10 protein-coding genes are annotated in these 11,638 nt (G+C 63.9%); 8 read left to right on the forward strand and 2 right to left on the reverse strand.

The features are described from left to right. Positions 1 to 85 precede the first annotated feature (85 nt). The gene (locus tag EOB59_RS31195) at positions 86 to 1,150 is read right to left on the reverse strand and encodes a spermidine/putrescine ABC transporter substrate-binding protein (RefSeq protein WP_128290023.1); all 1,065 of its coding nucleotides are present in this window, start codon (positions 1,148 to 1,150) and stop codon (positions 86 to 88) included. Positions 1,151 to 1,391: 241 nt separating this feature from the next. On the opposite strand from EOB59_RS31195, the gene EOB59_RS31200 reads away from it, so the two are divergent. The 4 genes from EOB59_RS31200 to EOB59_RS31215 are packed head-to-tail and all read left to right on the forward strand — an operon-like array spanning position 1,392 to position 6,313. Further along, entirely contained in the window at positions 1,392 to 2,330 is a 939-nt protein-coding gene (locus EOB59_RS31200) for a GntR family transcriptional regulator (RefSeq protein ID WP_128290024.1), read from the forward strand. A 10-nt stretch (positions 2,331 to 2,340) separates the two neighbouring features. Continuing rightward, positions 2,341 to 3,624, forward strand: a complete 1,284-nt coding sequence (locus EOB59_RS31205; protein WP_128290025.1) for a glycosyltransferase — start codon at positions 2,341 to 2,343, stop codon at positions 3,622 to 3,624. 5 nt (positions 3,625 to 3,629) lie between these two features. Continuing rightward, positions 3,630 to 5,009, forward strand: a complete 1,380-nt coding sequence (locus EOB59_RS31210) for a glutamine synthetase family protein (protein ID WP_128290030.1) — start codon at positions 3,630 to 3,632, stop codon at positions 5,007 to 5,009. A 2-nt stretch (positions 5,010 to 5,011) separates the two neighbouring features. Further along, positions 5,012 to 6,313, forward strand: coding sequence for an FAD-binding oxidoreductase (locus EOB59_RS31215; protein WP_128290026.1), 1,302 nt, complete (start codon positions 5,012 to 5,014; stop codon positions 6,311 to 6,313). A gap of 275 nt (positions 6,314 to 6,588) precedes the next feature. On the opposite strand, the gene EOB59_RS31220 is transcribed toward EOB59_RS31215, so the two are convergent. Next, complete coding sequence (locus tag EOB59_RS31220; protein ID WP_127398932.1) at positions 6,589 to 7,359, reverse strand: IclR family transcriptional regulator C-terminal domain-containing protein; 771 nt, start codon at positions 7,357 to 7,359, stop codon at positions 6,589 to 6,591. Between the two features lie 122 nt (positions 7,360 to 7,481). Between EOB59_RS31220 and EOB59_RS31225 the strand changes: the two genes are divergently transcribed. The 4 genes from EOB59_RS31225 to EOB59_RS31240 all read left to right on the forward strand — a co-directional run bounded on the left by EOB59_RS31225 (position 7,482) and on the right by EOB59_RS31240 (position 11,532). Beyond that, positions 7,482 to 8,339, forward strand: coding sequence for a CoA transferase subunit A (locus tag EOB59_RS31225; protein WP_128290027.1), 858 nt, complete (start codon positions 7,482 to 7,484; stop codon positions 8,337 to 8,339). Next, positions 8,336 to 9,133 (forward strand): CoA-transferase subunit beta, encoded by a 798-nt coding sequence (locus EOB59_RS31230; RefSeq protein ID WP_128290028.1) that lies wholly within the window; start codon positions 8,336 to 8,338, stop codon positions 9,131 to 9,133. Before EOB59_RS31225 ends, EOB59_RS31230 begins: the two co-directional genes overlap by 4 nt. A gap of 1 nt (position 9,134) precedes the next feature. Further along, positions 9,135 to 10,340 (forward strand): 3-oxoadipyl-CoA thiolase, encoded by a 1,206-nt coding sequence (gene pcaF / locus EOB59_RS31235; protein WP_128290031.1) that lies wholly within the window; start codon positions 9,135 to 9,137, stop codon positions 10,338 to 10,340. A 154-nt stretch (positions 10,341 to 10,494) separates the two neighbouring features. After that, positions 10,495 to 11,532 carry a BMP family protein gene (locus tag EOB59_RS31240; RefSeq protein WP_128290029.1) on the forward strand — a complete coding sequence of 346 codons (1,038 nt, stop codon included), beginning with the start codon at positions 10,495 to 10,497 and terminating at the stop codon, positions 11,530 to 11,532. Positions 11,533 to 11,638 lie beyond the last annotated feature (106 nt).

Below are 11,638 nucleotides of genomic sequence, written 5' to 3' on the forward strand. Positions count from 1 at the left end.
CCCCTTGAGGGGGCGATGGCCGGCAGGCCAGAGGGGGGCGCGAAGGAACGCAAGCTTGCTTCCAGCTACCGAAGTGGCGCGCCGCCTACTGCGCCGCCTTGATCTCGCTGACGATCTTCGAATAGTCGCGCTGGGCGTCGCCGACGTCGCGCAACTGCTCGAACTTGACGAGGTCGGCCACCGGCATCGCCATGTTGGGGAATTTGGCCAGGAAATCGGCCGGCAGGCTTTCCATGGCTGGCTTGTTCGGCACCTTGTAGTCGATGTTCTGCGCCGCCCAGGCGTGGTTCTTGGCGTCGAGCATGAAGTTGATGAAGTGGAAGGCGGCATCCTTGTTGGCGGAGGCCTTCATCACCACCATCGTGTCAACCCAGAGGTCGGAGCCTTCCTTGGGAATGACGTATTTGATCTCGGGCTTTTCGGCGATGCCGTAATTGCACCAGCCGTCCCATGCCTGCACCATCAGCGCCTCGCCGGACACCAGCTTGGAATAGAAGGTGGTGTCGTCATAGGCGAGCAGGGTCTTCTTGGCCGAGATCAGCAGATCCTTGACCTCAGCCATCTTGGCCGGGTCGGTTTCGTTGACCGAATAGCCCTTGTCGAGCTGGCCGGCGGCCAGCAGCCAGCGGTCGGTCGCCAGCATGGTGGTCTTGCCCTTCAATTCGTCGGATGGCGCGAGCAGGTCGCTCCAGCTGGTGGGCGCAACCTTCATCAGGTCCGAACGGTAGCAGAGGCCGGTCGTGCCCCAGGTGTAGGGCACCGAGAATGCATTGCCGGCATCGTGCGGCAGCTTGGTTGCCTCGGGATAGAGATTGGTGAGGTTCGGTATCTTGGCGTGGTCGATCGGCTCGGTCAGGCCGAGCTTGTTCAGCACCTCGGCGAAGGGCGAAGAAACGAAGACCACGTCATAGCCCTTGCCGCCGGCGGCGATGAGCTTGCCCATGATCTCTTCATTGGTGGCGTGCACCACCACTTCGCCCGACACGCCGGTGGCGGTCTTGAAGGCGGCCATGGCGTCAGGCGCCATGTAGCCGTCCCAGTTGGAAATGACGAGGTCGGCAGCCGTCGCCGGCGCGGACAGCGCCAAGGCCAGGCCAAGTGCGATCGAAGATGTTTTCAGCGCACGGCGCCGCAGGCTGGTAGCGGTCATGACAGACTCCCATTTCGGTTGATCGTCGAATTGCATTCGCCGGACCAACGCCTGCGACCCTTGCCGCTGCCTCGATCCCGTTCCCTCGGTCTTTTTTCTCGCCGATTGCCCTGACAGTACTATTGCAGAAAAAAGTACGTCAATCCATAATTTGCTAGGCGATCGTGGAATCTGGCCGATTGCGTCCGTGCGGGCGATCGGTCAGATCAATGCGGTCATGTCGTTTTCCACGAGACCAGTCATGCAAGCCGCAGCCCGACGACCTCGCACCAACCATCTCGATCTGGCGCAGCGCATCCTGGATGTGGCGCGGCAGCGCGGTTTTGAGCCCGGCGCACGCTTGCCGGAGCAGCAGATCGCTTCGTTGTGCAATGTCTCGCGCACGCCGGTGCGGGCGGCTCTCGGCCTGCTCGCTGAACGGGGTGTCGTGCGCTGGGAGGCAGATTCCGGTTATCACCTGGCCATCGACCTCACCGCGCAGGCTTCGGTCGCCACGGAACTGCCCGCCGCCGAGGAGGACGAGTTGGCCGAGGCGATCCTGCGCGACCGGTCGGCGCGTCGGCTGGACCAGACGGTGACCGTCGCGGGGCTGATACGGCGCTACAGTGCCGAGCGCAAGACGGTACTAAAAGCACTCAACAAACTGACTGAAGAGAATTTGTTGGACCGAGCGCCTGGCCAGTCCTGGCTGTTTCGGCGCACGCCCGACGATCCAGAGGCGCAAGGCGACAGCTATGAGTTCCGCTTGCTGCTGGAACCCGCGGCTATCCTGACGCCGGGCTTCCGGCTGGACGGCGCGCGGGCGGCGACGTTGCGCCAGGCTATGGAAGCGCTGGTGGCGCTGCCGGACGCCGCATTCGATACACGCGAGTTCCAGCGGCTGGACATCGATTTTCACGGCATGCTCGCCGAGGGCTGCGCCAACCGCTTCATCGCCGACGCGCTGGCCGATCACCTCAGGCTGCGCCGGCTGCCGGGCATCTATACCGGCGTCAACGTCTTCCGCTTGCGGCAATCGCTGCGCGAACACCTTGTTATACTCGACCATCTTGAATGCCTGCAGTATGAGGTGGCGGCCGATTTGCTTCGCATTCATCTGCGGCTCTCCCGCAACCAGCGACCGCAAGCGGCCAGTCGCGGGGCGCCCGCCCTGTTCGGCATGATCAGCCGGCCGGAATGACGAGGATTAATTGACGCGTAAAGCCAGCCCGACCATCGCGCTGTTCCCCGAAGCCAGTTTCGGCGCGGCGTTGAATTGCGTCGGCATCGCGCAGGCATTGCGTGCCAAGGGCGCCCGGCCCGTCTTCATTTGCCATGCCGGCTTTTCCGGCGTCTTTGCCGACTATGGTTTCCAGGAATACCAGCTGCCGACCGACGAGCCGCTGAGCGACAGCGAACGCCAGAGCTACTGGCAGGCTTTCGTGCGCCGGCACCTGCCGCATTTCCGGCTGAGCCCGATCGACCAGCTGGAAACCTATGTCGCGCCGACCTGGCAGGCCATCGTCGACACTGCGGTCAATGCCGAGGCGCCGCTGCGCCAATTGCTGGCGCGGCTGAAGCCGGACGCGGTGGTGCTCGACAATGTCATCATGTTCCCGGCGATATCAGCCGCCGGCTGTCCCTGGGTGCGTGTCGTCTCCTGCGCCGAGACCGAGCTGCCGGATGCCAATGTGCCGCCCTATCTGTCGGGGCTTGGCGCCGACGACCCGCAACGCGCGGCTTTCGAGGCAAGGTATCTGGCGGCTTGCGCGCCCGCACATGACCGCTTCAATCGCTTTCGCATGGATGCCGGCCTGGCGTCGCTGCCGAAGGGCCTGTTCCTCGAGGCGTCGCCCGACCTCAATTTGCTGCTGACGCCTTCGATCGTGCGTCGTGAGCGGGCCGAGCCGCTCGATCCCACGCGCTTCGTCTATCTCGAAGGCTGCGTGCGCTCGGAAGGGCCGTTCGAAGTGCCGGTGTTTCCGCGCAACAAGGGGCCGCTAGTCTATGTCAGCTTCGGCAGCCTCGGCGCCATGGATGTCGGCCTGATCGAGCGCATGCTGGTCGTCTTCGACAGGCTGCCGGCGCGCTTCATTGTCAATGCCGGCGGCCTGCGCGACGCCTACCGTGCGGTGCCGGACAATGTCTATCTCGACGCCTGGTTTCCACAGCCCTCGGTGGTGGCGAAATCGGACCTGTTCATCCATCACGGCGGCAACAACAGTTTTTGCGAAGCACTGCGCTTCGGCGTGCCGTCACTGATCATGCCCTATTGCTGGGACGGACACGACAATGCGCGCCGCGCCGGAGAAACCGGCGTCGGTGACCATATCGGCCGTGATGCCTGGACCGAAGGAGTGTTGGAGAAAGCCATTCTCGGCCTGCTGGCCGACGATGCCATGCGCGCCCGCCTCAAGGACAATGCAGCCCAAATGGCGCTGAAACCTGGAACGGATGTGGCCGCGCAAGCCATACTCTCTTTGATACGGACATGAACGAAATGCCTGACAACAACACGAATATCTCGCTCTCCGGCGGCAACGACGCCAAGGGCTGGCTGGCCCGGCACGGGATCAACGAAGTCGAGTGCCTGGTGCCCGACATGAACGGCGTCCTGCGCGGCAAGGCCTTGCCGACGGCCAAATTCCTCCAGGCGCTGGAAGATCGCGCGCTCTATCTGCCGAGCAGCGCTTTCCTGGTCAGCATCGACGGCCGCTACTCCGGCTCGATCGACGAGGGTTTTGCCTATTCGGACCCGGACATGCGCATGGTGCCCGACGTTTCGACGCTGTGCCTGGCACCCGGTGCCAGCCCCGGCAAGGCCTATGTCTTCGCCGATGCCTTCCATATGGACGACCGGCCCTGGATGGCCTCGCCGCGCCATGTGCTGCGCGCCGTGCTCGACCTCTACGCCAGGCGCGGCTGGCGGGCGGTGGTGGCGCCGGAGCTCGAATTCTATCTGACCGCGCCCAATCCCGATCCGGACCAGCCGCTGACCGCTCCGATCGGCGCCAATGGCCGTGCCGAGGGTGTGCAGCATCCCTATGACATGGCCGCGCTCGAGGAGTTCGAGCCGGTGATCCGGCGCGTCTATGACTATGCGGCGGCGGCCGGCCTGCCGCTCGACACGCTGATCCATGAATCGGGTACGGCGCAGCTTGAGATCAACTTCCTGCATGGCGATGCGCTGCCGCTGGCCGACAAGGTGCTGCTGTTCAAGCGGCTGACGCGCCAGGCCGCGCAGCAAAGCGGCATGCATGCGACCTTCATGGCCAAGCCGATCGCGGCGCAGGCGGGAAGCTCGATGCATCTGCACATGTCGGTCATCGACGAGGCTGGCAGGACGCTGTTTGCCGGCAGCGACGATGCCGACACCGCAATGTTCGGCCACTTCATCGGCGGCCTGCAGAAATATGTCCCGGAAATCATGCCGCTGTTTGCGCCCAATGTGAACTCGTTCCGCCGCATAAGGCCGAACCACAGCGCGCCGGCCAACATCGAATGGTCGCATGACAACCGTTCCTGCGGCCTGCGCGTGCCGGCCGGGGGCCGCGCGGCGCGGCGGGTGGAGAACCGGCTTCCGGGTGCGGATTCCAATCCTTACCTGGCGATCGCCGGCTCGCTGCTTGCCGGCTATCTTGGCGTCGAACAGAAACTGGCGCGCTCGGCCGAAGCGTCGGGCAATGCCTACAAGATCAAGAGCACGCTGCCGAAAACGATGGAGGAGGCGCTCGACCGTTTCGAGGCTTGCGGCCCGGTGCGAGAGTTGCTCGGCGAGGATTTCTTCCAGACCTATCTGCGCGTCAAGAGCGTGGAGCTCGATCTGTTCCAGGGCGTGGTGACGAGCTGGGAACGCGACCACCTTCTGCTGAAGGTGTGATCATGGCTTCCAGTTCAACGGGTTTCAATTCGGGCCTCGACATCGCCAAATCCTATTATGTCGCCACCGCCAAACCGGCGCCGGACCATCAGGCGCTTGTCGGCGATGTCGAAGCCGACCTGGTGGTCGTCGGTGGCGGCTGCACCGGCCTGTCAGCCGCCCTTCACGCCGCCGAGCGCGGCGTGAAAGTGGTGCTGCTCGAAGGCGGCAAGATCGGCTGGGGCGCGTCGGGCCGCAATGGCGGCCAGATGATCCCCGGCCTGCGCAAGGGCGCCAAGGGCCTGGTCAAACTCTACGGGCCGGAGCGGGCAAAGGTGCTGTTCGATCTTGCCTTCGAGGCACGCGGGCTGGTGCTCGATATTATTGAGCGCCACGCCATCGATTGCGATCTCAGGCTGACCGGCCATCTGGTCGGCGCGGTCAACGGCTCCGACCTCAGGGATCTCGAGGAAGAGGCCGAGTGTCTGGCCACGGTGATGAAATTTCCGCATGCCGAGATCCTGTCGGCGGCGGAAGCCCGCGCCAAGGTCGACACGTCATATCATGGCGCGATGTACGAGCCGCTCGGCGGCCACATGCACCCGCTCAATTACACGCTCGGCCTTGCCCGTGCGGCAGTTGCGGCCGGCGTCATCATCCATGAGAATTCGGTGGCGGTGAAACTGGAGCGCGAGCCTTCGATCCGGGTCTCGACGGCAAAGGGATCGGTTCGGGCCAGACATGTCGTGCTGGCGGGGGACGCGCTGTTCAATGGGCTGGAGCCGCGCGTCAACAGCCGCATCATGCCGGTCGGCAACTACATCGTCGCCACCGAGCCGCTGGAGGGCAAGCGCTATGTCATCCCGGCCAATGTCGCGGTGTCCGACACCCGCTTCGTCGTCAACTACTACCGCATGTCGGCGGATGGACGCCTGCTGTTCGGTGGCGGCGAACGCTACACGCCGTCACCGCCGGCCGATATCGCCGGCTTCGTGCGGCCGCATATGGAAAAGACCTTTCCGCAGCTCAAGGACTGCCGCATCGATCATGCCTGGGGTGGGCTGGTGTCGGTGACGACGTCGCGGCTGCCGCATGTCGGGCACTATGGCGAGGTCTATTTCGCGCATGGCTATTCCGGCAAGGGCGTCATCCTGTCGACGCTGTCCGGCAAACTGCTTGCCGAAGCGATCACCGGCGATGCCTCGCGGCTCGATCTGTTCTCGACGCTGACCCCGATGCCGTTCCCGGGCGGCACGGCGCTGCGCGGTCCGCTCTACGTGCTGGGCATGCTTTGGTACGCGATGAGGGATCGCATCAAGCATTGAGAGAATCGTCTTTGTCACCCATCGCTCAAGGAATGATGGACCTGATCTAGTAGACGCCAACTCCCGACGTTGGCGCTGCCCCTCACCTGCCTGCCGGCATCCTCTCCCCGTAAACGGGGCGAGGGACGCTGCCATCGCTGCTTTCGCCAATTGTCTGCGGTGCAGAAAAGATGCCAGCGTTGCGGCCAGCGTCTTTCGCCCCGTTTACCGGGAGAAATGCCCGGCAGGGCAATGAGGGGCGGCGCTGGCGGTTGAAGAGTTTTCGGGCGATTTGATTAGACGACGAAGAAATCCTCGATGCGCTGCTTTGCCTCCAGCAGCACCGGCAGGATTTCTCGCTCCATCTCCGCGACCGAAAATCGCGCCGACTGGGTCGAGACGTTGATGGCCGCGACGGTGCGCTCTGCCCGGTCGCGGATTGGCACGGCGATGGAGCGCAGGCCGAGTTCCAGCTCCTCATCGACGATAGCAAAGCCGTCGGCCTTCGCCTTGGCGATGGCGTTGGCTAACAAACGCCTGTCGGTGATCGTCTTCGGCGTCCGTCTCTCGATCGTCGCTTGGCCGAGGAATGCGTCCAATTCCTGGGGCGCCAGGCCGGCAAGCAGGATGCGTCCCATCGAGGTGCAGTAGGCCGGCAGCCTGGTGCCGACGTCGAGCGACACGCTGAGGATGCGGCGGCCGGGAATGCGGGCGACATAGACGACATCCTCACCCGACAGGATGGCCGCCGAGCAGGCCTCGTTCAGTTGTGCTGCCACAGAGCGCATGATGGGCGCGGCGAAGGCCCATAGCGAGGCGCCGCCGAGCCAGGTGCGGGCAACCGTCAGCAGGCGCGGCGACAGCGAGAACACGCGGCCGGCCTGTGTTGCATAGCCGGTGGCGGTGAGTGTCAGCAGGAAGCGGCGGGCGCCGGCGCGGGTGAGGCCCGCTTCCTCCGCCATTTCTGTCAGCGTCATGCCCGAGGGATGGCGGGCCAGGATCTCCATGACGGCGAGGCCGCGCTCGAGCGAGCCGACATGATCACGGGAAACAGCCGCTTCGTCCATCTTGTCTCCGCGGAACGGCATCGGCGTCAGGATTGACTCCTCGCCCTCGCTCAGCGTAGAAAGTATCGCATACAAAACATATGTTCGCAATACGAACTTTCTGAAAACCCGGAGCCGATGCGATGGTCAAGTTCCTGCCGCTCAAACAGGCCGTGGCCGAGAATTTGAAAGATGGCGACTCCGTCGCCTTCGAAGGCTTCACCCATCTGATCCCGACGGCGGCGGCGCATGAGGCGATCCGCCAGGGTTTTCGCGACCTGACCCTGATCCGCATGACGCCGGACCTGATCTACGACCAGATGATCGGCATGGGCATGGCGAAGAAAATCGTCTTCTCCTATGTCGGCAATCCCGGCGTCGGCCTGCTGCGGCGCGCCCGCGATGCCATCGAGAACGGCTTTCCGCGCTCACTCGAAATCGAGGAGCACAGCCATGCCGGCATGGCCAATGCCTATGAAGCGGGTGCTGCCGGCCTGCCCTGCGCGGTGTTTCGCGGCTATCGCGGTGCTGGCCTCGCGGCGGTCAACCCGAACATCAAGTCGGTGACCTGTCCGTTCACCGGCGAGGTGCTGGCCGCTGTCCCTTCGATCCGGCCTGACGTCACCTTCATCCATGCCCAGAAGGCCGACAGGAAAGGCAATGTGCTGGTCGAGGGCATCATCGGCATTCAGAAGGAAGCGGTGCTGGCGGCCAAACGCGCTGTGGTGACCGTCGAGGAAGTCGTCGACAATTTCGACGATCTGCACCCCAATCTGACCGTGCTGCCGCGCTGGACGATCGCGGCGATATCGGTCGTGCCCGGCGGCTCGCATCCGTCCTACGCGCACGGCTACTATGCGCGCGACAATGCGGCCTATCTCGAATGGGACGAGATCGCCGCCGACCGTGACAAATTCCAGGCGTGGATGCAGGCCAATGTCATCGAGAAGAGCGCCGATGATTTCGAGTCCAGGGTCGAGCATCTGAGGAAAGCGGCGTGAGCGACAATCCGGGATTCACCCCCAACGAGATGATGACCATCGCCGCCAGCCGCGCGCTGCGCAACGACGATGTCTGCTTCGTCGGCATCGGCGCGCCATCGGCCGCCTGCAATGTGGCGCGGCTGACGCATGCGCCTGACATCACCCTGATTTACGAGAGCGGCACGATCGGCACCGCGCCTGACGTGCTGCCGCTGTCGATCGGCGACGGCGAATTGTGCGAGACCGCTATCACCACCGTCGCGGTGCCTGAGATGTTCCGCTACTGGCTGCAGGGCGGCCGCATCTCGATCGGCTTCCTCGGTGCGGCGCAGCTCGACAAATTCGGCAACATCAACACCACCATCATCGGCGACTATTTCCATCCCAAGACCCGGCTGCCGGGCGGCGGCGGCGCGCCGGAGATCGCGACGTCGTCGAAGGAGATCTACATCACCATGGCGCAGACCAAGCGCGGCATGGTCGAGAAGATCGACTTCTTCACCTCCTTCGGCCATGGCGAGGGTGCTGACCATCGAAAACGGCTTGGCATCGACACCGCCGGCCCGACGCTGCTGATCACCGATCTCGCCATCTGGAAGCCGGATCCGGTGAGCAAGGAATTCACGGTCGTGTCGCTGCATCCAGGCGTCACGCGCCAGCAGGTGACGGACACCTGTGGCTGGGCGGTTAAGTTCGCGGAGGCGCTTGACGAAACACCGGCGCCAAGCGAACTCGAACTCAAGACATTGCGCGACCTGCAGGCCCGCACCAAGGCGGCGCATGAGGGAACCGGAAAAGCAAAGGCTGCATGACATGGCCGAGGCCTATATCTGCGACTACATCCGCACACCGATCGGCCGCTTCGGCGGTTCGCTGTCTTCGGTACGATCAGACGATCTTGGCGCGATACCGCTGAGGGCATTGGTCGAGCGTAATCCCGGCATCGACTGGCAGGCTGTCGACGACGTCGTCTATGGCTGTGCCAACCAGGCCGGCGAGGACAACCGCAACGTGGCGCGCATGGCGCTGCTGCTGGCAGGCTTGCCGAAGGAGATTCCGGGCTCGACTGTCAATCGCCTTTGCGGCTCCGGCATGGATGCGCTGACCATTGCCGCGCGCGCCATCAAGGCGGGCGAAGCGGAATTGATGATCGCGGGCGGCGTCGAATCGATGAGCCGCGCGCCCTTCGTCATGCCCAAGGCCGACACGGCGTTCTCGCGCAATGCCGAGATCTACGACACCACCATCGGCTGGCGCTTCGTCAATCCGCTGATGAAGAAGCAGTATGGCGTCGATTCGATGCCGGAAACCGGCGAGAACGTCGCCGAGGATTTTTCGGTGTCGCGTGCTGACCAAGACGCCTTTGCCGTACGCAGCCAGGAGAAGGCGGTCGCGGCCCAAGCCAATGGAAGGCTGGCGAAGGAGATCACCTCAGTGACCATCCCGCAGCGCAAGGGCGATGCGATCATTGTCAGCAAGGATGAACACCCCCGCGCTGGCTCAACGGTCGAGGCGCTGGCCAAGCTGCCGACGCCGTTCCGCCAGGGCGGCACGGTGACGGCGGGTAATGCCTCCGGCGTCAATGACGGGGCGGCGGCGCTGATCGTCGCTTCCGAGGCGGCGGTGAAGACATATGGCCTGACCCCGATCGCCCGCATTCTCGGCGGGGCCGCCGTAGGTGTGGCGCCGCGCATCATGGGCATCGGCCCGGCGCCGGCGACGCAAAAACTCTGCGCGCGGCTTGGCCTGACGCCAAAACAGTTCGATGTCATCGAGCTCAACGAAGCCTTTGCCTCGCAAGGCATAGCCGTGCTGCGCCAGCTTGGCATTGCCGAGGATGCGGAACACGTCAACCCGAATGGCGGCGCCATCGCGCTTGGCCATCCCCTGGGCATGTCGGGTGCCCGTATCTCCGGCACGGCGGCGCTGGAGCTGCGCGAACGTGGCGGCCGTTATGCGCTTGCCACGATGTGCATCGGTGTAGGCCAGGGCATCGCGATCGCGCTGGAACGGGTTTGATCGGCGGCCCTTGCTTGGCCGGCTAAGATCAAGAATCCGGTGCGCGGTTCAAATTTGACCACGTGGACAAAAGTCTGGCGTCGTTCCATACTTCCCCGTCTGACATTTTCACGAACAGCCGGCTCGACACGGCTGTCGAACAGAGGGGAATGCAATGGAAAACCGGAACAATAAATCGCAGATAAAACGCGAAGGGCTTTCGCGACGCAATGTGCTGGAGCTGGGCGCGCTTGGTTTGGCAGCTGCGATGCTGCCGGGCGCCGCTTTCGCGGCGGACAAGAAGCTGAAGGTGGCGGCGATCTTCGCCACGCCGATCGAGGAGCCGTGGGACGACCAGATCCATGTCGCCTTGCAGAGGGCCGAGAAGGAACTCGGCATCGAATACAAATGGTCCGAGAAGGTGCAGACCGCCGATTTCAGCCGCGTCATGCGCGAATATGCGCAAGGCGGCTATGAGCTGGTGCTGGGCGATGCCTTCGCCGCCGAGCGTGAATCGCGCCGCACAGCCAAGCAATTCCCGAAGACCGCCTGGCTGTTCGGCTCCGGCGCCGGCCCGGCGGAACCCAATTTCGGCGTCTTCGACAACTGGATCCACGAGCCGGCCTATCTCTCCGGATTGATCGCCGGCAAGATGTCGAAGTCGGGCACGATCGGCGCCGTCGCGGCGATGGGCATTCCGGAAGTCAACCGGCTGGTCAACGCCTTCTTCGCCGGCGCCAGGGAGGTCAATCCCAACATCAAGAAGAAGGTCGCCTTCATCGGTTCCTTCTTCGATCCGCCCAAGGCCAAGGAAGCGGCGCTCGCGCAGATCGACGCCGGTGTCGACGTCATCTATGCCGAGCGCTTCGGCGTCATCGAAGCCGCGGTGGACAAGAAGATCCTTGCCATCTCCAACATGTCCGACCAGTCGAGCCTCGGCCCCGACACGGTCATCACCGGCCCGGTCTGGGACATGTATCCGACGGTCGAGCAGGCGATCAAACTGGTCAGGGCCGGCGTCTTCACCGCGCAGGACTATGGCGACTTCTCGCGCATGGCCAAGGGTGGCTCGCATCTGGCGCCCTACCCCTACCACAAGTTCGACAAGACGCTGCCGGCGGACGTCAAGGAGCTGGTCGAGAAGAAGAAGGCCGAGATCCTCGAAGGCAATTTCCGGGTGGATGTGGACGAGAATACGCCGGTTTCGGATTGACGCTCTGGCTTTTGGGGTTGGTGCTAGGCGCCCCCCCTCTGTCCTGCCGGACATCTCCCCCTCAAGGGGGGAGATTGGCGGCTTTGTCGGCGGCACTCCTGCTTCG

Origin of the sequence: Mesorhizobium sp. M7A.F.Ca.MR.176.00.0.0, assembly GCF_004023165.1 — a bacterium.
In the GTDB taxonomy this organism is placed as follows: domain Bacteria; phylum Pseudomonadota; class Alphaproteobacteria; order Rhizobiales; family Rhizobiaceae; genus Mesorhizobium.